The following is a 21,991-nucleotide window of genomic DNA, read 5'->3' as shown; positions in this document are numbered from 1 at the left end:
CATGTCGAACGTCACACTGCGCAAGCTCTCGATCACGCTGGGCGGCAAGGACATCATCCGCGACCTCGACCTGCACGTGGAGCCGGGCGAATTCCTCGTGCTGCTGGGACCTTCCGGCTGCGGCAAGTCGACGCTGTTGCACAGCATCGCGGGCCTCGTGGACACGAGCGGCGGCCTGGTGGAGATCGGCGGGCGCGACATGACGGACGCCGATCCCAGCGAGCGGGGCATCGGCATGGTGTTCCAGTCGTATGCGTTGTATCCCACCATGACCGTCGAGGACAATATGTCGTTCGGCCTGCGGATCGCGGGCACGCCCAGGCCCGAGATCAGGAAGCGCGTGCGCCAGGCCGCCGAGATGCTGCAGCTGGACGCGCTGCTGTCGAGGAAGCCGTCGCAGCTATCCGGCGGCCAGCGCCAGCGCGTGGCGATCGGGCGCGCCCTCGTGCGCCAGGCGCGCGTGCTGCTGTTCGACGAGCCGCTCTCGAACCTGGACGCCAAGCTGCGCGCGGAGCTGCGCCGCGAGCTGAAGCTGCTGCACCGTAACCTGGGCTCGACGATGATCTACGTGACCCACGACCAGGTGGAAGCCATGACGCTGGCCAGCCGCATCGTCGTCATGCGCGGCGGCGAGATCCAGCAGGTCGGCTCGCCGGTCGACGTGTACGAGCGGCCGGCGAACCGCTTCGTGGCCGGTTTCCTGGGTGCGCCCGCGATGACCTTCGTCGATGGGCGGCTGGAAGACGACGGCGGATTCGCCGCGGACGGCATCGCCTTGCGTCCCGGCCCTGGCTGCGTGGCCGGCAACCCGGGCGCGCGGCCGGCGGTGCTGGGCGTGCGCGCCGAACACGTGCGCCTCGCCGACCCCGGGGCCCCCGGCAGCCTGCGCGCCGAGGTGGCGCTGGTCGAGCCGATGGGGAGCCACCAGGTGGTCTGGGTGAAGGCGGGACGGGCCACGCTGCCCGCCCTCGTGCACGCGCCGCGCGCCGTCGTGCCGGGAGACGCGGTCGGCGTGGTCATCGACCCGGCCCGGGTGTCCCTGTTCGACCCCGAAACGGGTGCGCGCCTGTAAGGCAGGCATGCAAGTTCGTGCAAAGGAAGGTGCGGGAGAGGGGTGTCCTGCGGTATCCTTCGGGTTGGCGGCAACGCCTGTCTACATGAGGATCAGTTTGTGGCAACTATCAAGGACGTAGCGAAACTGGCCGGCGTCGGCCTCGGAACGGCGTCGCGCGTGGTCAGCGGCAAGGGCTCGGTGTCGCCCGCCACGCTGGCGCGCGTGAAGAAGGCGATCGACGAGCTGGGCTTCCGGCCCTCGCACGCGGCGCGCGCGCTGCTGTCCGGGTCCAGCCGCATGGTGGGCGTCTACATTCCCGTCCTGTCGGGCACCTTCTATACGCCGATCCTGCAGATCATCGATACGGAGCTGCGCGCCGCCGGCGTGCACATGGTGCTCGCGTTCGGCGTCGGACTCGGCGACGAGCGCCGCCAGGCCATCGAGGGCGTCGAATTCCTGATCGAGCGCGGCTGCGACGGCCTGGTCGTCATGACCAGCGCGTTGCTGGAGGAAGACATCGCGGCGCTGGGCCTGAAGGCGGGCCAGCTGGTCGCGCTGAACCACAGCTTCGCCGCGATTCCCGATCAATGCTTCACGGTCGACCACGTGCTGGGCGGCCGCCTGGCGGCGCGCGCGCTGCTGGACCACAAGCACCGCAAGATCGCCGTCATCGAGGGCCCGCGCCGCCTCGCCGACAACGTGGCGCGCGTCGAGGGTTTCATGAGCGAGCTGGCCGAGCAGGGCATCGATCCGGCCAAGGTGTGGCGCATGGAGAGCGACTTCTCGCCGGCCGGGGGCTGGGCGGCGGCCAAGCAGCTGCTCGATTCGGATTACGGCTGCACGGCGCTGTTCTGTGCCAACGACGAGATGGCCGTGGGCGCGCTGTCCTACTTCCAGGAGGCGGGCATCCGCGTGCCGCACGACCTGTCCGTGATCGGCTACGACGACACGCCCAGCGCCGCCTTCTCGGCGCCGCGCCTGACCTCCGTGCACATGCCGTGGCGCGAGATGACGCAGAACGGCGTGAATGCCCTGCTGAACCTGTGCTACGACGTGCGCCGCACCGTCACGCGCGACTTCCCCGTGAGCGTGACGCTGCGCGCCTCACTCGCGACGGCCGCCGGAGGCAAGCGCAAGGCCGCGTGAGCGGGCCGTCCGGCGACCCGGCGTGCCGACCGCGAGCTTTTTTTTGAACGAAGGCTGGAAAGCTTTCCAATCACATGACGACAAGAACGGAGACCATGAGCACACCATCCAGCGAACCCGGCCTGCCACGGCGCGGCGACTTCCCGCAGGACTTCCTGTGGGGTTGCGCGACGTCCTCCTACCAGATCGAAGGCGCGGCCGACGCCGGCGGCCGGGTCGAATCGATCTGGGACCGCTTCGCCGCCACGCCGGGCCGCATCCGCGACGGCTCCAGCGGCGCCGTCGCCTGCGACCACTACCACCGCTGGCCGCAGGACCTCGACATCGCGCGCGACCTCGGGCTGAACGCCTACCGCTTCTCGATCGCCTGGCCGCGCATCTTCGGGCAGGCCGGCGGCGAGCCGAACGCCAGGGGCCTGGACTTCTACGAGCGCCTGGTCGACGGCATGCTGGAGCGGGGACTGCAGCCCTGGGCCACGCTGTACCACTGGGACCTGCCGCAATACCTGCAGGAGGGAGGCGGCTGGGCCGCGCGCGCGACCGTGCACGCCTTCCTCGAGCTGGCCGAGGCCATGACGCGCCGCCTGGGCGACCGCGTCAAGCACTGGATCACGCACAACGAGCCCTGGTGCACGGCCATCATCGGCAATTACGAGGGCTGGCATGCGCCGGGTAACACGGACCTGGGAACGGCGCTGCAGGTATGCCACCACGTGCTGCTGTCGCATGGCCTGGCGGTGCCGCTGATCCGCGCCAACGTGCCCGACGCCCGCGTCGGCATCGCGCTGAGCCTGCACCCGCTGCGCGCCGCCAGCACGGATCCGCGCGACGTCGCCGCCATGGAGCGGCACGACGGCCTGCGCTACCGCTGGTTCCTCGACCCGCTGCATGGCCGCGGCTATCCGGCGCAAACGCTGGACCTGGTCGGCGCCAGCGCTCCGCGCGTGGAGGCGGGCGACATGGAAGCGATCGCCGTGTCCACGGACTTCCTCGGCGTGAACTACTACTTCCCGGAGACCATCGTCGACGATCCGGCGCACGGCCCCCTTGGCGCCCGCGTGCTGGAACCGCAGGCGGGCGAGGGACGCGAGATCACGGCGATGGGATGGCCCGTGGAGCCGGCCGGCCTGGCGGAGCTGCTGGCGCGCGTGCAGCGCGACTATGCGCCCGGCCCCATCTACGTGACGGAGAACGGCTCCTGCTACGACGACACGGTCGATGCCGACGGCGCCATCCGCGACGGGGCGCGCACGCGCTACCTGCAGCGCCACCTGGCCGCCTTGCGCGCCGCCCGGCGCGACGGCGTCGACGTGCGCGGCTATTTCGCCTGGAGCCTGCTCGACAACTTCGAATGGGCGGAAGGCTATCTGCGGCGCTTCGGCCTCGTGCACGTCGACTATGCGACGCAGCAGCGGCGCCTGAAGGACAGCGGCAAGTGGTACCGCGATTTCCTGCATGGCGGCGATTGACAGGGCTGCCGTTTCCATTCAATATTGGCAAGGTCGATTGGAATCGTTTCCAATCGCCTGACAATACCAAGAATGGGAGACAAGGCATGAACAAGCACCGCGCCGTGGCGCATCTGGTTCCGCACGCCCTGGCGCTGGCCGTGGCGCTGACCCTGCCGGTGGTGGCCGGCGCGCAGCAGGCCGCCTGGCCCCAGGCGAAGAGCGCGATCGCGAAGGACCCGGCCATCGAGGCACGCGTTGCCGCCATCGTGGCGAAGATGACGCTGGCGCAGAAGGTCGGCCAGATCACGCAGGCCGAGATCAAGACCGTCACGCCCGACGACGTGCGCAAGTACTACCTCGGCTCGGTGCTGAACGGCGGCGGCAGCTGGCCGGGCAACGACAAGCATGCGCGCGCCGCCGACTGGCTCAGGATGGCCGATGCCTACTACGAGGCGTCGATGCGTACCGACATGGCCGTCAAGGTGCCCATGATCTGGGGCACGGACGCCGTCCACGGCCACAACAACGTCTACGGCGCGACCATGTTCCCCCACAATATCGGCCTGGGCGCCTCACGCGATGCGGCGCTGGTCGGGGAGATCGGGGCCGCCACGGGCAAGGCGGTGCGCGCGACGGGCATCCTGTGGGCCTTCGGCCCCACGGTGGCCGTGGTGCGCGACGACCGCTGGGGACGCACCTACGAGAGCTTCTCGGAAGATCCGAAGCTGGTCGGCGACATGTCGGGCGTGTACGTGAAGGGCATGCAGGGCGCGTTCAAGGACGACGCCAACGTCATCGCCAGCATCAAGCACTACATGGGCGACGGCGGCACGGAGCACGGCATCAATACGGGCGTGACGAAGGCGAGCGAGCGCGACATGCTCGCCATCCACGCACCGGGCTACGTGACAGGCCTGCAGGCGGGCGCGCAGACCGTCATGGCCTCGTTCAACAGCTGGGACGACGTCGCCACCGGCGCGAAGCACGGCAAGCTGCACGGCAGCCGGCGCGCGTTGACGGGCATCCTGAAGGACGAGATGGGCTTCGACGGCTTCGTCGTCAGCGACTGGAACGGCATCGGCGAAGTGGCCGGCTGCACCAACGACCATTGCGCCCAGGCGATCAACGCCGGCATCGACATGGCCATGGTGCCGAACGACTGGAAGGCCTTCATCGCGAATACGATGAAGGACGTCGAGGAAGGCCGCATCCCGATGGCGCGCCTGGACGATGCCGTCAGCCGCATCGTCCGCGTCAAGCTGCGCGCCGGCGTGTTCGACCGCAAGCCCTCGCAGAACGCCTATGCCGGCAAGGACGATGCGCTGCAGGCACGCGAACTGGCGCGCCGCGCCGTGCGCGAATCGCTGGTGCTGCTGAAGAACGAGGGACCGGCGCTGCCGCTGGCCCCGGGCAAGCGGATCCTCGTCGTCGGCAAGGCCGCCGACAGCATGGCCAACCAGACGGGCGGCTGGGCGCTGACCTGGCAGGGCACGGCCAACACGAATGCCGATTTTCCAGCGGCCGACACGATCCTGGCCGGCCTGAAGGCGGCCGGAGCGCAGGTCACGTACAGCGCGGATGCCAAGGGCGTGGACCCGTCCCGCTTCGACGCCGTGGTCGCCGTCATCGGCGAAGCGCCGTATGCGGAAGGCGACGGCGACATCGTGCCGTCCGGGACGCTGCGCCATTCGAGCCGCTATCCGGAAGACCTTGCCGTGCTGCAGGCCGTGCGCGGCAAGGGCAAGCCCGTCGTCACCGTGTTCCTGTCCGGCCGTCCGCTGTGGGTCAACGACCTGATGAACCTGTCGGACACCTTCGTCGCCGCTTGGCTGCCGGGCACCGAGGGCAAGGGCGTGTCCGACCTGCTGGTCGCGCCGGCGGGCGGCAAACCCTACGAATTCCAGGGCAAGTTGTCGTTCTCCTGGCCGAAGGGCGTATGCCAGACGCCGCTCAACGTGGGCGACAAGGACTACGCGCCGCTGTTCGCCTTCGGCTACGGCCTGCGCCGCGGCGAGCGCTCGACGCTGGGCCGGCTCGATGAGCGCTATCCGGCCGGCGGCTGCATCCCCTCCAACAGCTGGCCCCTGTTCGGACCGGCCGACCGCGCCAGCTTCCCGCTGCGGGTCAAGAGCGGCGCCAGGGTCCAGGCGCTGGGCCAGGACCTGAACGCCACGACGACGCTGCCGGGCATTTCGGCGGCCGTCGCCCAGATCAATACGCAGCAGGATGCGCGCCTCGTCACCTGGACGGGCCCGGCCACCTACGAAGCGCACGGCACCCGCCCGCTGGCGCTGCCGGCGGCGCTGGCGAACGGCGGAGCCTTGCGCTTCGATACGATGGTCCAGTCTGCGCCCACCGGCAAGGTCACGGTCGCCATGGCCTGCGACGGCGGCAGCGCTTGCGGCGCGCCGCTGGACGCGACGAAGCTGTTCGCGCGCCTGGCCGGCAAGGGCCGCCAGTCCGTGCGCATCCCGCTGGCCTGCTTCACTGCCAAGGGCGTCCGTCTCGACGCGGTGACGACGCCGTTCAGAGTGACGAGCAGTGGCCCGTTCGCGGCCGCCTTCGGCAATATCGACGTGCTGGGCAGCGCCAGGGACGCGCAGGCGCCGTCGCCGCAGGCAGCACCGGCCGTGGACGTCGCCTGCGGAGAGCTGCAATGACGCTGCGCCTGCTTGCCGACATCGGCGGAACGAACGCGCGTTTCGCGCTGCAGGCGCCGGGCGGCGGTTTCGCCGACCTCGAGGTGCTCCCTTGCTGCGAACACGCGACGATCGGCGCGGCGATGGACGACTACCTGGCCCGCGCAGCCGCGCGTGGGGTCGACACGGCCGGCGTGCGCGCGGCGGCGCTGGCGATCGCCAATCCCGTGGAGGGCGATGCGGTCGCGATGACGAACCACCACTGGCGCTTCTCGATCGAGGCGCTGCGGCGCGAGCGCGGCCTGGACACGTTGCTGGTCGTGAACGACTTCGCGGCGTTGGCGATGGCGTTGCCGCACCTGGGCGACGAAGGGCGCATGCGCGTCGGCGACGGCGAGTTCGCCCCCGTCCCGGGCCGGCCCATCGGCCTGGTCGGTCCCGGTACGGGCCTGGGCGTGTCCGGCATCGTCCGCTGCAACGGTCGCTGGATGGCGCTGCCGGGAGAAGGCGGCCATGCCAGCTTCGCACCCGTCACGCGCCAGGAGATCCGCATCCTGGAAGCGCTGTGGGACGAGCTCGGGCAGCAGGAAGGGCATGTGTCGGCCGAGCGGCTGCTGTCCGGCATGGGCCTGGAGGCGATCCACCGCGCGCTCAACGGTCCGCTTGGCGGCGAGCGCCTGGCCGCGGCCGACATCACGGCGCGGGCGCTGGACGGCAGCTGCCCCGCCTGCCGCGCCACGGTGGACGCGTTCTGCGCGATCCTCGGAAGCGTGGCCGGCAACGTGGCGCTGACGCTGGGCGCCACGGGCGGCATGTATATCGGCGGCGGCATCGTCCCGCGCCTGGGGCCCCAGTTCAACGCCTCCGGTTTCCGCCGCCGCTTCGAGGACAAGGGGCGCCTGCGCGGCTACCTGCAGAAGATCCCGACCTGGGTCGTCACGGAACCGTATCCGGCCCTGCGCGGCGTGGCCGCGCTGCTGGACGAACACGCGGCCGCCGCCGCCTGAGGAGAGAGACCATGGAACATACCGCGTCGAACCGGCCGCTGGCCGCGACATCCAGTACGGGCAGCACGACGGCGCCGCTCGTGATCGTGACGATCCTGTTCTTCATGTGGGGGCTGCTGACGTCGCTGAACGACGTCTTGATCCCGCACCTGAAGGCCATCTACACCCTCAGCTACGTGCAGGCGATGCTGGTGCAGTTCTGCTTCTTCGGCGCCTACTTCATCGTGTCGCTGCCGGCGGGCGCGCTGATCCGGCGGGTCGGCTACCAGGCCGGCGCCGTCATCGGCCTGGCGATTGCCGCCTGCGGCTGCGCGCTGTTCTCCCCGGCCGCCACCAGCGGCTACGGCCTGTTCCTGTTCGCCTTCTTCGTGCTGGCGAGCGGCATCACGATCCTGCAGGTGGCGGCCAACCCTTACGTGACCGTGCTGGGGCCGGCCGCCACGGCGTCGAGCCGCCTCACGCTGACCCAGGCGTTCAATTCGCTCGGCACCACCGTCGGCCCGGCCCTGGGCGGCATGCTGATCCTGTCCGGCGCGGCCGTCGGCGCCGACCGGATCGCCTCCCGTGCGCAGGAAGCGGCCGCCGTGCAGGGCCCGTACCTTGCGCTGGCGGCCGCGCTGGCGATCCTGGCCGTGCTGTTCGCACTGGCGCGGCTGCCGAAGATCGTGCACGGGGACGACCCGGCCGTCGCGGCTGCCGGCGCGAAGGGCTCCGCGCTGGAACACCGCCACCTCGTGCTGGGCGCCGTCGCCATCTTCCTGTACGTGGGCGGCGAGGTCAGCATCGGCAGCTTCCTCGTGAACTTCCTGGGCGAGCCCGGCATCGCTGGCCTGGCGCCCGCCACGGCCGCGCACTACGTCAGCCTGTACTGGGGCGGCGCGCTGGTCGGCCGCTTCATCGGCTTTGCCGTGATGCGCACGGTCAGCCCGGGCAAGGCGCTCGCCTTCAACGCGGTGCTGGCCATCGCCCTCGTGCTGTGCGCGATGCTTGCCAGCGGCGGCGTGGCCATGTGGGCGATCCTGGTCGTCGGCCTGTTCAATTCCATCATGTTCCCCACGATCTTCAGCATGGCGCTGCACGGCCTGGGACGGCACACGGGCCAGGGCTCCGGCATCCTGTGCATGGCCATCGTGGGCGGCGCCGTGGTGCCGTTCGCGCAGGGCTACCTGGCCGACACGGTCGGCCTGCAGGCGTCATTCCTCGTGCCGGCGCTGTGCTACGGCTTCATCCTGTATTTCGGCCTGAAGTACGCCAACCTTTATCGGCTGGAGACCGGCGCGGCCTGACGACCGGGCAAGTCTCCTTTGCCGGCGCGGGGCAGCCTTGCCCGCGCCGGCTTTTTTCTTTGTGGCGGATGGTGTACCATGCCGCATCCCATCGGGGAGTAGCCTGCTTCCGTTCCCCGGAAGTTCCCGCATCAACATGCTCGGCAGCCAGCGGCGGCCGTGGTGCGGGCGCCGTCAAGGTTGGCAAGACCGTTGGTATGCCTGCGCGCAGTGTCGGGCCGCGCGGGCATGCCTTCGTCCATGCCCGGCCGGAAAAAGAATCTCCATGAATTTCATCGCCACCGCCGCGCTGGCCCTCGCCATGTCCACCGACGCCTTCGCCGTCGCCATCGGGAAGGGGGCTGCCCTGCAGCGGCCGCAATGGCGCGAGGCGCTGCGTACCGGTGCGATCTTCGGCGTCATCGAAGGCTGCACGCCGCTGGTCGGCTGGGCGCTGGGCCAGGCGGCCGCGCCCTATGTCGAGGCCTGGGACCACTGGATCGCCTTCATGCTGCTCGGCTTTCTCGGCCTGCGCATGCTGCGCGAGGGCTGGCTGGGCGACGACGACGGCGAGGACGACAAGCCGCAGAGCCACTCCTTCTGGCTGCTCGCGCTGACGGGTTTCGCCACCAGCATCGACGCGATGGCCGTCGGCGTGGGACTCGCGTTCATGGATGCGGACATCCTCGGCACGGCCGGCGCGATCGGCTTCTGCACCTTCATGATGGTCACGCTGGGCGTGATGCTGGGCCGCGGCCTGGGGAAGGTGGCGGGAAAACGCGCGGAACTGGCCGGCGGCGTGGTGCTGATCGCGATCGGATCGACGATCCTGCACCAGCACCTGTCGGCCGGCTGAGCGGCACCGGCCGGGACCGTTCGTTCGCTGCCGGCGTCAGTCCGCGTCGTACAGCACGTTGATGCGGGCGACGTACTTCGGCGCGCGGCCCTTGACCGGCAGGCCCGCATGCATGACGGAGCCGATCTCGAAGCCATGCTGGAAGAACAGCGCCGATCCGGCGCGCGGCTGCACGTCCACCGTGGCGCCGTTGCGGCCCCACAGCCGCGTGGCGCCGCCTTCCACGCCATCGTCGGCATCGTTCAGGTACAACAGCATCGACAGGCGCGACTGGCTGCCCGGCCAGGTGTCGATGGCGTCGCCGCTCGCGTTCACGCCATAGCCGGGCCAGGTGCCGTCGATGTGGCGGCGGAATTCGTCGCCCTCGCGGTACTTGTACATGTCGATGCGCTCGGACAGGCGCGGCCACAGCGCCTTGCCGTTCAAGGTGGCGGGAAGGTGCGGCGCCAGCGCGCGGAAGATCGTGTCCATCAGGGTGCGGTCGGCCATCCAGTGCAGCGCCAGGTTCATGCGCATGCCCGGCGGCGTGGCGATGCCCGGGGCTTCCGGCCGAAAGCCGAAGTGCTCGGCGATCTCGATCAGCGCCTGCGCGCCTTCCCGGCTGACGACGTTGTCGACCACGAAGGCCAGTTGCGGGCCGAGGTCGATGTCGGTACGGGCCGACGGGGCCGAGGCGGGCAGCGACGCATGCAGGCCATCGGGCCAGGCGTCGAGCGCGTAGACGGGCGTGTCCTGGACGGTACCGCCCATGGGCAGGGAACCCGGCTGCGTCTCGACGACGTAGCCGGAATACGGGGTTGCGGTGGCGCGGGCGAGGGCGCTTGTCGGCATGGTGACTCCCAGCAGTGTGAACAGGACTGGGATCATACGCCGCCCGGCGCCGCTTATTTTCGCGCGAAAGCGAGAACTGTTTTCGCCGGATCCGAGGTAATCCGCCGCCCCAGCCATCTCCGCACGGGGATGTCGTACCAGACGAGCAGCGCCCAGGCCAGCAGGATCGACCCCAGCAGCGTCGCCGCCGCCACCGGCGCTCCCTGGGCCAGGGTGATCTTGTTGTTCGCCACCCAGGCGGTATAGGTGTAGACGAACGGGTAGTGGACGATATACAGCGGATACGATATCGCGCCGAGGAAGCCGCAGGCGCGTGCCATCGCACCGGATCCGGCGTCGCCGCTGGCGCCGAGCCAGACGAGCAGCGGGAACAGCAGCACGATCGCCGCGGTTTCGTACAGGCCGTTCATCCACAGTGTGTCCGGCCCGCCGAAGCGCGGCACCGCGAGCGCCGCCGCCAGCAGGACGGCGCACAAGGGAAACGCGTGGCGCACGCGGCCCGGCCGCGCGACGCGCGACAGCAGCAGCCCGGCGAAGAAGGGGTACATCAGGCGCGTGAAGCCCAGTTGCAGCTGCGCGGGATCCAGCGACCAGCCGCCGATCACGTCGCCGTTCGGGCCGAACACCGTGTGGTGCGCGAGCGCGCAGCCGGCCAGGAAGACCAGCAATGCCAGCAGGCCGTTCGAGAAGCGGCGCACGACCAGCGCGTACAGGATGTTGGCGACATATTCGAAGAACAGCGACCAGGCGGGACCGTTCAGCGCATGCATCTCGCCCCAGCCGCGCAGGTCCATCGACGGCGGCAGCGGCAGCAGCGTCATCCCGACGGCCATCACCAGCAGCAGCTGCCACAGCGGCGTGTCGGCGATCTTCGGGAAGATGGGGCCGGCCTGGAAGTCGAACATCAGCGCGCCGACGATCATGGCGACGACGATCATCGGATGCAGGCGCACGAGGCGGCGGCGGAAGAAGTCGCCCGTCGACATGCGGTCCCAGCGGTCGTCGTAGGCATAGCCGATCACGAAGCCGGACAGCACGAAGAAGAAGTCCACGGCCAGGTAGCCGTGGTTGATCAGCTGTTCGAAGCGGCTGGCCGCATGCGCCTCGAACAGGTGGAAGGCCACGACCAGCACGGCGGCCACGCCGCGCAGGCCGTCCAGGATCGGGTAGTGGCGCTTGCTGTCGGCGAACGCGCCCGCCGTCACGGCTTGCCCGCCGGGCAGTACTTGCGCACGTAGGTCTCGTGCTGCGGCAGCCGGGCCACCGTCTGCGCGACGCCGCGGCGGATGTTCTCGAGGAAGCCGCGCAACTCCTCGTCGCCCATCAGGTCCGCGCTGCGGTGGTGCTGTTCGGGGTGGATGCCCTGGCCCAGCATCACCTGCACCCAGGAGTTCTCGGCGAACAGCTCGTTGGCGATGCGGAAGACCTGGCCCGTCTCGCGGAACAGGGCGATGCGGTGGCGCAGCGCCTCCGGCACGTCCATCGCGGACGCGTCGCGCCAGTACGGCGTATCGCGGCGGTTGGTAACCTTGTAGTGGGCGATGATGAAGTCGCGGATCTGGCGGATGTCGGCATCGGCCTGGCCGTTGAATTCGTCGACGTCGGCCTGGCTGATGCCGTCGGTCGGGAAGGTCTGCAGCAGGCGCACCAGCGCGCGCTGGATCAGGTGGATGCTGGTCGATTCGATCGGTTCCAGGAAGCCGCTGGCCAGGCCCAGCGCCACGCAGTTCCTGGCCCAGACCTGCTTGCGCTGGCCAGGCGTGAAGCGGATCACGCGGGGCTCCGTCAGCACGCGGCCCTCGACGTTGGCCAGCAGCGCGGCGCGTGCCGTGGCGTCGTCGACGTAGCGGCTGGAGAACACGATGCCGTTGCCCGTGCGGTGCTGCAGCGGGATGCGCCACTGCCAGCCCCAGTCGTGCGCGATCGAGCGGGTGTAGGGCACGGCCGGCCCGACGGACTCGGTCTGCACGGCGATGGCGCTGTCGTTGAACAGCCACTGCGACCAGTCCTCGTACCCGACGCCCAGGGCCTGGCCCAGCAGCAGCGAGCGGAATCCCGTGCAGTCGAGGAACAGGTCGCCCTCGATGCGGGTGCCGGAATCGAGCACCAGCGCGGCGATGTCGCCGCCGGCGTCCTTGTCGACGGAGGCGATCTTGGCCTCGATGCGCTCGACGCCGAAGTGCTCGGAGAAACGGCGCAGGTAGCGCGCGTAGCGGGTCGCGTCCAGGTGGTAGGCGTAGTTCAGGCCCTCGTTCGGCAGGTGGCCGAAGCGGTTGTCGCGCGCCGCCGCCAGTTCCAGGCAGTAGTCGCCATAGTCGCCGGCCAGGCCGCGCTCGCGGCCCTTGTGCCAGAAGTGCTGGAAGCCGGCCGTCCAGTGGTCGGTCCCGGTCATGCCGAACGAGTGGATGTAATCCTCGCCGCGCTGGCGCCAGCCCTCGAAGGCGATGCCCAGCTTGAACGTGGCCTGGGTCGCGGCCATGAATTCCTGCTCGTCGATGTCGAGCAGGCGGTGGAAGTGCACGAGGCTGGGGATGGTCGCCTCGCCCACGCCCACGGTGCCGATCTCGTCGGACTCCACCAGCTTGATGTCCAGCACCTTGCCCAGCGTGCGCGAGAGCGCGGCGGCGGCCATCCAGCCGGCCGTGCCGCCGCCGGCGATCACGATGCGGCGCACCGGACGGTTGCCGCCTTGTCGTTCCTTGTTCGTCTCCATGGTCTCCTCGGAGGTGTTCTTATCGGTTGATGCGTTTCAGGACCTGGCCGCGCAGGATGCGGGCGCCGTCCTCGTCCAGCGGCGCCAGCGCGTAGCGGCGCTGCGCCGGCATGTGGGCAAGGTTCGCCTCGTCCGGTTCGAAGATGTAGTGGCGGAAGATCTCCTGCCAGGCGCGCCGCTGCGCCGGCGGCAGCTCGCGCATCGTCAGCAGGGCGAGCATCAGCGAATTGGTGGGCGTGTCCATCCAGTCCGGCGACTGGCGCCACCAGTAGTTGACGAGGATGTTGAAGCGGTCCAGCGCCTCCACGTGGTGCCACCACATCGACGGGATGAACAGCGCGTCGCCGGGCCCAAGTCCCGCCACCTGCGCGTGCTCCAGCGCCGTGCGGAAGCGGGGGAAGCGTTCCCAGTCGGGCGCGTGGAAGTCGACCATGCTGATCGGCTGGCCGGCCGGGGTGAAGTCGATGGGCCCCACGTACAGGTTGGCCAGCTGCTCGGGCGGGAACAGCGTGAAGCGCCGGTGCCCGGCCGCGACCACGGCGATATTGTCCGGCAGGTCGTAGTGGGCGGCGATGCGGGTGCGGTTGCCGATCCAGATGCTGGCCAGCGCATCCCGCCCGCCCAGGTCGACGTCGTTCTCGGCGCGCAGGCCGGGCAGGGCCGTATCGATGGTGGTCGAGCCCACGTAGATGGCGCCCGGGCGTTCCTGCGTCGCCTGGACCTTCAGCTCGTCGAGGATGCCGTCCAGGCGCGCCCGCACGGACTGGTAGTTGAAGCCGTCCAGCGCCTCGTTGTAGAAGAAGCGGCCCGCGATGGCCGGGTGGCCCAGCAGCGCGTGGACGGTGGCGTCGCCGTAGAAGCGGCGCAGGTAGGCGTCCGCCGCGTCGTGCGAGCTGCGCGCGGCCCGTACCAGCGGCCAGTCGGCGGCGAGGCCGCGCACGATGTAGGGCGCGGTCGCGCGCAGCATCTCGTCCGGGATGGCGCCGTCGTGGACGGCAACCTCGCGCACGCGCTTATCGACCGGCAGCATGATGCAGGGCGGCTTGGACGCTTTGCGCATTCCGCGCGGCGTCGGCACGGTTGCGGCGCGCGATCAGGTTGCGGAACTGCGACAGCGACGCCACCTGCATGTAGATCGCCTGCAGGTAACCGGCGCGGTGCAGCGCGGCCAGCTGGTCCGGCGCCAGCGCCTGCAGGCGCTCCTCCGCCACCGTCCAGAAGCCTGCCAGCTGGTGGCGCGCGCCGTCGTCCAGCTCCACGTCGAGCACGAAGGATTCCAGCAGGTCCAGTTCGCGCAGCGCCGCGGTGAAGCCGCGCGACGCTTCCAGCCCTTCGTGGATGGTGCGCAGCACGGAGGAAATGCGTTCCAGGTATTCGCTGGTGCCGCCATAGGTCAGGAACACGGGTTCGCCTTCCGGCCCGCCGGTGCGCACGCGCGGGTGGTCCATGTCCACGTGCACCTGCAGCTCCTCGCCGCCGCGCCCGATCAGGAAGGGCTGGCGCTCGACGGTCAGCGGAATGACGGGCGCGTCCCAGCCGTCCGGGCCGAGGAACAGGTTTTCCCCTTGCTCGAAGCCGAGCAGCGCGAGCGGCGTGAAACTGCCGTCGTCGTCGCGCGCGAACACGATCGGGTAGCAGGCCTGCAGGTCGCGGAATTCGGCCGGGAAGGTCAGGGCGGACATGACGGCGTCGCCGTACTCCGCGCCGCGCGCCGTGACGATGCGCAGGTGCTTGTGGTCGACGTTGTTGAGGATTGCGTGATTGGCCATGGTGTCTGTGTCTCTGTCGTTGTCGTTGTCGTTATGTGGGTGGAACGGGCTAGCCCGGCGGCAGGCCGTGGGTGCGGATATGGTCGAGCAGCTCGCGGTTGGACGGCAGCAGCGCGGCCATGCGGGCGCCCAGGCGCGCGGCCTCGCGGAACTGCGCCTCGGCCAGCGCCGGCAGGTCGGAGCCGCGTGCGGGCATCTCGGGCCGGAAGCCCATGCCGTACAGGATGTACTGGTAGCTCGCCGAGGGGAAGACTTCCTCGATGCGGTAGAAGTCGCGGTGCATCGGCGGCCGGGTGCGCCATAGCGCCAGCAGCTCGCGCAGGCGTTCGGGAATCGTTTCCTGGCGCCGGTGGTCGTCCCAGTAGCCGCCCGTGCGCCGCGACAGCACGTAGTGCAGCTTGAGGAAGTCGATGACCCGTTCCCAGCGATAGGTGAACGCTTCGTTGAAGCGGCGCGCGACGATGTCCATGTGGGCGCGGGTGGCCGGCATGTCGTCGGCGAGCCAGGCGACCGACAGCTCGACGAGGGCCAGCGCCGACGCTTCCAGCGGTTCGATGAAGCCGGACGACAGGCCGATCGCCACGCAGTTGCGTTCCCAGAAGCGGGCGCGGTAGCCCGGTTCGAACGCCAGTTTCCGCGCCGCCGGAGGATCGGCCGGTCCGCCGCTCGCCGCGACGTAGGCGCGCAGCAGCCGCTCCGCGTCCTCGTCCGCCATGTGGGCGCTGGAATACACGTGGCCGATGCCGCGCCGGGTGGGCAGCCCGATGTCCCAGATCCAGCCCGCTTGCTGCGCGGTGGACGTGGTCTGCGAGGCGATGGGGCTGTCCGCGGCAGCGTAGGGCACCTGCACGGCCAGCGCGCGGTCGTTGAACAGCACGTCCCGCTGCGGCACGAGCGGCACGCCGTAGTGCCCGCCCAGCAGCAGCGACGCCATGCCCGTGCAGTCGACGAACAGGTCGCCCTCGACGAGGCCGTGTTCGCGCGTGCGCAGGGCGGCGATGTCGCCGGCCCGCTCGCCATCCTTCACGGTCACCACCTCCTCGACGTGGGCCAGCAGGTGGCGAACGCCCAGCCGTTCGGTGCAGTGGCGCTGCAGGAACAGGCCGAACTTGCCGGCGTCCAGGTGGTAGCCGTAGTTGGCGACGGCGGCGAATTCCGGCGTCTGCGGCTGCTTCGGCGCGCGGCCCTCCAGGCACAGCAGCGGCTGGGCGCTGACCAGTTCCGCGAACGGCACGTCGCGATGCTTATCCGTCCAAGCGGCGGCCAGGTTGGCGTCGCCGTGGCCCTGCGGCAGGCTGAATGGGTGGAAATAGCGGTCGGCATCGCCGCCGTCGACCCAGCGGTCGAAGCGCGAGCCCTGCTTGAAGGCGGCGTCGCATTCGCGCAGGAAGTCGGATTCGGCCACGCCCATGCGGCGCAGCGTGTCGCGCATCGACGGCCAGGTGCCTTCGCCGACGCCGATGGGCGCGATGCCGGGCGATTCGACGAGGGTGATGCGCAGGCGGTGCTCGGCGGCGAGCACGCCGGCGACCAGCCAACCGGCGGAACCGCCGCCGACCACCACGATGTGTTCGATGGGCTTACTCATTGCTGCTTCCTGTCACGCAAAACCCGGACCGGTCGAGTCTACCCGAAAAAGCTGTTTTTGGAACAACTTTTTGGGGGCTCCGATGTGCGAACGACGGGCGCGCCCGGAAAGCGCGCCCGCCGTCGTGGTGCCGACGCTACGCCGTCAGAACTTGTAGCGGGCGCCCAGCGAGTAGCGCGGACCAGACTGGGTCACGTACAGCGCCTGTTCCTTGCGGCGGCCATGCACGCGGGCCGTCTCGTCGGTCAGGTTGATCGCCTCGAACTGCACGCTCAGCTTGTCCGTGATGTTGTAGCCCACGCTCAGGTCCAGCTGGCCGTACGGCTCCACGTACTGCGGGTTCGGGCCGGCCGAGTCGAAGGTCGAGGACAGGAACTCGTCGCGCCAGTTGTAGGCGGCGCGCACGCTCCACTTGGCGTCCTCGTAGATGCCGACCAGGTTGGCGGAGTTCGACAGGCCGACCAGCGCGAACTGCTCGCCGACCGACGCGTTGTCGTACTTCAGGCCCGAGTGCACCCAGGTGTAGTTGGCCGAGACGCCGAAGCCGGAATTGCCGAACATGTGTTGCAGGTTCAGTTCCGCGCCCTTCAGGCTCGCCTTCTTCTGGTTCGAGAAGGAAGTGATCCGGAAGTTGGCGACCGGGTCGCCCGGCTGGCCCACGATGGAGCCGGTGGCGTTGCCGCTGGCGTCGTCAGGGCCGCGGGTCACGCCCTGGCTGCCGGCGTGGTTGCGGAAGATGTAGTTGCGGATGCAGGTGGTGTCGGCGTTCGCGCAGCCGTTGGCGAGCGCCTCGTTCCACAGCGCGCCGCCGACGGGGGTGTGCAGGTTGAACGGGGTCTCGACGACCTGCGACTGGCCCGCGTAGTTCTCCAGGTCCTTGTGGAACATATTGACCGAGAAGAAGCTCTGCTTCGCGTAATACCATTCCCACGACAGGTCGAGGTTCTTCGACTTGACGGGCTTCAGCGCCGGGTTGCCCTGCGAGCCGGTGCCGCCTTCGACGCGCGCCAGCTGGTTCAGGATCTGGCCGCCGGCGATCTGGTCGTAGCGCGGGCGGCCGATGGTTTCGCCATAGCTCGCGCGCACCTTCATGTCCGAGCGGATGTCCATGTCCCAGTCCACGCTCGGCAGCAGGTTATGGTATTTGCCGGTCAGGGTGGTGAAGGTCGGCGCGCCCTGGATCACCGTGAACTCGTTCTGCGAGCCCCAGCTGATCGCGGTCGATGCCGGCACCAGTGCCGTCGAGACGACGTCGGTCTTCTCGTAGCGCACGCCGATCGACGTATGCATCGGCAGCGCCGTGTCCCAGTCCGTGTTCAGCTGCAGGTACAGGTGCTTGGACTTTTCCTCGGTGCGCTGGTCGGTGTCGAAGGTGGTCTTCGGCACGTACAGGCCCGGCAGGCCGGACGCGGCGGCCACGGTCTGGCGCACCTGGTCGAAGTTGAAGGTGTAGAAATTGTTGAACAGGGCCGGATTGCCGCTGCCGTCGATCTGGTCGAAGTACTGGCGCACGGTGGCCGGGTGGAACAGGGAGGCCGGATAGTCGGACGGCTTGGTCGCGCCGCCCCAGCTGTCGCGCTGGTTGTTCGACAGTGCCGAGCGGTTGTCGACCTTGATGGCGCCGAGGCCGAAGTTCAGGTTCGACGATTCCAGCATGCGCAGGCGGCCCTTGATCTGCTCCTGCTCGATCTTGCCCTTCATGTAGCCGTTCTGGAAGTTCGAGCCCGTCACCTGCTGCGGCGCGCGGTTGTAGTCGGCGCCCTGGATGCTCAGCACGGGGAAGTCCTGCGAGAAGTCGACCGAGGTGTCGCCGCGCGAGAAGCTCGCGGTGCCCAGCGTGTTGAACGAGCCGAACGGGCTGTCGGCCATGGACTCGGCGGTCGAGTGGTGGGCGTCGAACTCGAGCTTCAGGTCCGCCGTGGCGCGCCACTGGGCATTGAAGCCCAGCGACTTGTTCTCGGTCTTGGTGGCGAAGTCGCCGGCGCCCATTGCGATGTCGCCGGTGCCGGCCGGGAGCTGCTCCGTATAGACGAGCGGCGCGGCGACGGGGCCGTTGGTCCAGGTCGAGGTCGAGGGGCCGAAGTTGAACCAGGCCGAGACGTCGTTGCGCTTGGTGTGCAGCTTGTTCTCGGAATAGGTGTAGTCCAGCGTGGTGGTCAGTTCCTTGGTCGGCGCGAACTGGAACACGAGCTGGCTGTTGGTGCGCTGGCGCTTGACGCCCGTGAAGCTGTAGTTCAGGTTCTGCGGCACCTGGTAGACGTCGCTGCCGTCCGGCCGGTTGACGGCGCCCGTCTGCGGGATCGTGCCGTAGCCGCTTTCGTCGGCGCGATACGGGCCTTTCCAGCCGCTCGACACGGAAGCCTGGGCGTAGCCGAGGTTGCGCTCCTGGTAGCTGGCGGAGACGCCGAAGCCGAAGCGGCCGTCCTTCGAAGTGGTGCTGTAGATACCGGAGAATTCCGGCGTGGTCGACTTGCCGGTACGGTCGTCGCCCGGCACGTTGCTGGCGGAGGTGTCGTGCACCGCCTTGACGCCGATGCTGGAGAAGGTGCCCAGCTTGTCGAGCGGGCGCGCCGTCATCACGTTGACGGTGGCGCCGATGCCGCCGGTCGGGGTCTCGGCGCGGCTGGTCTTGTACACCTGGAGCTGGGAGATGGCTTCCGAGGCCAGGTTCGAGAAGTCGAAGGCGCGGCCGTTCAGGTCGCCCAGGTTCGACGTCGGCATCTGGCGGCCGTTCAGCAGCACCATGTTGAAGTCGGGGCCGACGCCGCGCACGGTGATCTTCTGGCCTTCGCCGTTCTGGCGGTCGATCGACACGCCGGAGATGCGCTGCAGCGATTCGGCCAGGTTGGTGTCCGGGAACTTGCCGATGTCCTCGGCCACGATGCCGTCGACGATGCCGTCGGAATTGCGCTTCAGGTTCAGCGACGACGCCATCGACTGGCGGATGCCGCTGACGACGACCTGCTGCACGGCGCCGGTCGGCACCACCGTGTCGGACGGACTGTTGTTGCCGGTGTCCTGGGCGTAGGCGGGAATGACGAAGGCGGCGCAGGCGCTTGCCACGGCCAGGCTGATGCGTTTCGGGTTCGACTTGGGATGATGCATTCGGGTCTCCTGTTTTTCTTTACTTGTTGTTCATCGCGTCGGTACTGCTCGGGGCATGCCCGCCCCGTGGTGCTCCTCGATGTACCGGCCGCGGCGCGAGGGGTGCTGCCGGTGTGTTTTCCTGGCCTTCCCGCCATCGGCACTGGGGCTGGAAACGTTTCCATACGATGTCGAGGGAATCTTATGTTCAAGAAAATCAGTTGTCAACCGAATACTCATGCTTGCCTGGTTTTGGTGCGCAAAGCGCGGGGTGGACGCAACACTCTCCGGGCGTGAAGGGCCGGCGCGCCGGGCGTGGCACGTTTCCCGTGCATTTGACGACCCAAAAATGGCGGTGCTATATTTTTGGAAATTCCCTGGAAGCGTTTCCAAACAAGGCGTCCAATCGACGGAGGAGACCCGATGCATAGCCTGATGCCCAGAGCCTGGCGGCTGGCCGCGATGTCGTTCGTGCTGCTGTTCTCGGCGGCGCGGCAGGTACCCGCCGCCGACGCATTCCGCTGGCCCGAGGGCGTGCGCGCCGCCGTCAGCCTTTCCTACGACGACGCACTCGACTCCCAGCTCGACCATGCGATTCCGGCGCTCGACCGCGCAGGCCTGAGAGGCAGTTTCTACCTGCAGTTGTCCAATCCCTCGGTGCGCGCGCGCATGGCCGAATGGCGCGCCGCGGCCGCGCGCGGCCATGAACTGGGCAACCATTCGCTGTTCCACCAGTGTTCGGGCAGCAGCCCGGGCCATGCCTGGGTGCAGCCGGAGCGGGACCTCGACACGACCAGCGCGGCCCAGATGCGCGACCAGGTCGTGGTGGCCAACACCATGCTCGCGGCGATCGACGGCGCGAAAGAGCGAACCTATACGGTGCCGTGCGGCGACCGCCTGGCCGCGGGCCGGGACTACCTGCCGGGCATCGCCGGCGAGTTCGTCGGCATCAAGGTCGGCGGCGGCGACGGCGTGATCCCGTCGATGGCCACGCTCGATCCGCTGGCCGTGCCGGTGCTGGCACCCGAGGGCCTGAGCGGGAAGGAACTGATCGCCATCGTCGAGCGGGCCGGCGCGCGCGGCACCATGGTCAACTTCACCTTCCATGGCGTGGGCGGCGACTACCTGCAGACGTCGGAAGCGGCCCACCGCGAGCTGCTGGACTACCTCGCCGCCCACCGCAAGGAATACTGGACGGGCACCTTCGTGGAGCTGATGCGCTGGGTACGCGCTCACCAGCGCTCCCGTTGAGCTGCGTGCAGGCGTCCATACGCCGTCCGTGGCATCATGGCGGGCTGTGGCGCCCCATGGTGGCGGCGCCGGGTACATGGAGGCGGCAATGAGGATTCGGGCGGCGATGGGAACGGCCGTGGCGGCGGTGGTGGCGGCTTCGCAGCTGGCGGGATGTACGCCGCCATTGCGGCCCGCGCGCACGCTGGACGACGGCGAAGTCCTGCGCGTGATGAAGCGCGAGCAGGTGCAGGGCCTGGCCATCGCCACCGTCGAGAACGGCAAGGTGGGCAAGGTGCGCGCCTTCGGCATGCGCAACGCGGCCATCGGCGCGCCGCTGACGCCGGATACCGTGATGTACGGCGCCTCGCTGACCAAGACCGCCTTCGTCTACATGCTGCTGCAGATGGCGGACGAAGGCCTGCTGGACCTCGATGCGCCGGTGACGAAGCTGTTGCCGCAACCCTTGACCAGCTACCGCGTGAAACCGTTCGACTTTTCCGACCTGGCCGACGACCCCCGCTGGAAGACGATCACGCCGCGCATGCTGATGCTGCATGCGGGCGGCTTCGCCAACTTCCGCTGGCTGGAGCCGGACGAGCGCCTGCGCATCCACTTCGACCCGGGCACGCGCTACGCCTATTCCGGCGAGGGTTTCTACATCCTGCAGCTCATCGTCGAGCAGGGCCTGGGGCTGGACATCACGGAGGAGATGCAGCGGCGCGTGTTCGACCGCTTCGGCATGAAGCGCACCAGCATGACGTGGCGCCCGGAATTCGCCGAGAACGTGGCGGACGGCTATGCCTTCGACGGCACGGTGCAGGCGCACGACCGCCGCTTCCGCCCGCGCGCCGCCGGTTCGATGGACACGACGATCGCCGACCAGGCGCGCCTGTGGGCCGCCATCATGCGCGGGGACGGCCTGCGCCCCGACACGCGCGCGGCCATGACGACGGCCTGGCTGCCGATCACGTCGACCCGCCAGTTCCCCACGCTGGGCGCCGCAGAGACGGACTGGCCGCAGAAACTGGCGGCCGGCCTGGGCGTGGTCACCTTCGAGGACCGCAACGGCACCGCCTACTTCAAGGGCGGCCACGACGAGTGGACGGCGAACCTGGTGTTCTGCCAGGAGACGGGGCAGCGCTGCGTGATCCTGCTGTCGAACGACGTGCGCGCGGAGAAGCTGTATCCGGAGCTGGTGCAGCTGGCCCTGGGGCAGACGGACATGCCGTGGACGTGGGAGTACAGCTGGTTCGGGGTGGAGTGAAGAGGGACGCCGGATCTGTCGGCGAACCATAACGACGTCGTCCCCGCCTGGGCGCACTGCTGTCCGGGATAATAATGTTGTGTTGGTCATC

The 21,991-nt window shown here is 69.1% G+C and carries 16 protein-coding genes; 9 read left to right on the top strand and 7 right to left on the bottom strand.

Features of this window, described 5'->3' with window-relative positions; translation table 11 throughout:
• Position 1 precedes the first annotated feature (1 nt).
• The 7 genes from QPK32_RS00080 (at position 2) to mntP (ending at position 9,418) form a co-directional block, all read left to right on the top strand.
• Positions 2-1,072 carry an ABC transporter ATP-binding protein gene (locus tag QPK32_RS00080; RefSeq protein WP_290410746.1) on the top strand — a complete coding sequence of 357 codons (1,071 nt, stop codon included), beginning with the start codon at positions 2-4 and terminating at the stop codon, positions 1,070-1,072.
• A 99-nt stretch (positions 1,073-1,171) separates the two neighbouring features.
• The gene (locus tag QPK32_RS00075) at positions 1,172-2,200 is read left to right on the top strand and encodes a LacI family DNA-binding transcriptional regulator (protein ID WP_290410745.1); all 1,029 of its coding nucleotides are present in this window, start codon (positions 1,172-1,174) and stop codon (positions 2,198-2,200) included.
• A gap of 95 nt (positions 2,201-2,295) precedes the next feature.
• On the top strand, positions 2,296-3,669 hold the full coding sequence (locus QPK32_RS00070; protein ID WP_290410744.1) for a GH1 family beta-glucosidase: 1,374 nt from the start codon (positions 2,296-2,298) through the stop codon (positions 3,667-3,669).
• 86 nt (positions 3,670-3,755) lie between these two features.
• Positions 3,756-6,311, top strand: a complete 2,556-nt coding sequence (locus tag QPK32_RS00065; RefSeq protein ID WP_290410743.1) for a glycoside hydrolase family 3 protein — start codon at positions 3,756-3,758, stop codon at positions 6,309-6,311.
• Positions 6,308-7,297 (top strand): glucokinase, encoded by a 990-nt coding sequence (locus QPK32_RS00060; RefSeq protein ID WP_290410742.1) that lies wholly within the window; start codon positions 6,308-6,310, stop codon positions 7,295-7,297. Before QPK32_RS00065 ends, QPK32_RS00060 begins: the two co-directional genes overlap by 4 nt.
• Positions 7,298-7,308: 11 nt before the next feature.
• Entirely contained in the window at positions 7,309-8,583 is a 1,275-nt protein-coding gene (locus tag QPK32_RS00055; protein WP_290410741.1) for a sugar MFS transporter, read from the top strand.
• A 265-nt stretch (positions 8,584-8,848) separates the two neighbouring features.
• Positions 8,849-9,418 carry a manganese efflux pump MntP gene (gene mntP, locus QPK32_RS00050; protein WP_290410740.1) on the top strand — a complete coding sequence of 190 codons (570 nt, stop codon included), beginning with the start codon at positions 8,849-8,851 and terminating at the stop codon, positions 9,416-9,418.
• A gap of 36 nt (positions 9,419-9,454) precedes the next feature.
• On the opposite strand, the gene QPK32_RS00045 is transcribed toward mntP, so the two are convergent.
• The 7 genes from QPK32_RS00045 to QPK32_RS00015 all read right to left on the bottom strand — a co-directional run bounded on the left by QPK32_RS00045 (position 9,455) and on the right by QPK32_RS00015 (position 19,424).
• Positions 9,455-10,249 carry a 2OG-Fe(II) oxygenase gene (locus tag QPK32_RS00045; protein WP_290410739.1) on the bottom strand — a complete coding sequence of 265 codons (795 nt, stop codon included), beginning with the start codon at positions 10,247-10,249 and terminating at the stop codon, positions 9,455-9,457.
• A 53-nt stretch (positions 10,250-10,302) separates the two neighbouring features.
• Positions 10,303-11,454: an acyltransferase gene (locus QPK32_RS00040; RefSeq protein ID WP_290410738.1), complete on the bottom strand. Its 1,152-nt coding sequence runs from the start codon at positions 11,452-11,454 to the stop codon at positions 10,303-10,305.
• Entirely contained in the window at positions 11,451-12,962 is a 1,512-nt protein-coding gene (locus tag QPK32_RS00035; protein ID WP_290410737.1) for a tryptophan halogenase family protein, read from the bottom strand. Before QPK32_RS00035 ends, QPK32_RS00040 begins: the two co-directional genes overlap by 4 nt.
• Before the next feature lie 19 nt (positions 12,963-12,981).
• Entirely contained in the window at positions 12,982-13,992 is a 1,011-nt protein-coding gene (locus QPK32_RS00030; protein WP_290410736.1) for a cupin-like domain-containing protein, read from the bottom strand.
• Positions 13,976-14,731, bottom strand: a complete 756-nt coding sequence (locus QPK32_RS00025) for a SapC family protein (protein WP_290410735.1) — start codon at positions 14,729-14,731, stop codon at positions 13,976-13,978. The genes QPK32_RS00030 and QPK32_RS00025 overlap by 17 nt, the downstream gene beginning before the upstream one ends.
• 49 nt (positions 14,732-14,780) lie before the next feature.
• Complete coding sequence (locus QPK32_RS00020) at positions 14,781-16,319, bottom strand: tryptophan halogenase family protein (RefSeq protein WP_290410734.1); 1,539 nt, start codon at positions 16,317-16,319, stop codon at positions 14,781-14,783.
• A gap of 144 nt (positions 16,320-16,463) precedes the next feature.
• Positions 16,464-19,424: a TonB-dependent receptor gene (locus QPK32_RS00015; protein WP_290410733.1), complete on the bottom strand. Its 2,961-nt coding sequence runs from the start codon at positions 19,422-19,424 to the stop codon at positions 16,464-16,466.
• A 402-nt stretch (positions 19,425-19,826) separates the two neighbouring features.
• Here QPK32_RS00015 and QPK32_RS00010 point away from each other — a divergent pair, with 402 nt between their 5' ends.
• Together QPK32_RS00010 and QPK32_RS00005 are read left to right on the top strand one after the other, a co-directional pair.
• Entirely contained in the window at positions 19,827-20,654 is an 828-nt protein-coding gene (locus QPK32_RS00010; RefSeq protein WP_290410732.1) for a polysaccharide deacetylase family protein, read from the top strand.
• An 88-nt stretch (positions 20,655-20,742) separates the two neighbouring features.
• On the top strand, positions 20,743-21,900 hold the full coding sequence (locus QPK32_RS00005) for a serine hydrolase (RefSeq protein ID WP_290410731.1): 1,158 nt from the start codon (positions 20,743-20,745) through the stop codon (positions 21,898-21,900).
• Positions 21,901-21,991: the final 91 nt, after the last annotated feature.

Origin of the sequence: Massilia sp. YIM B02763 (genome assembly GCF_030412015.1) — a bacterium.
GTDB lineage: Bacteria > Pseudomonadota > Gammaproteobacteria > Burkholderiales > Burkholderiaceae_D > Telluria.
Note: the sequence above shows the minus strand (reverse complement) of the source record. Positions and strands in the feature narration are given on the sequence as shown.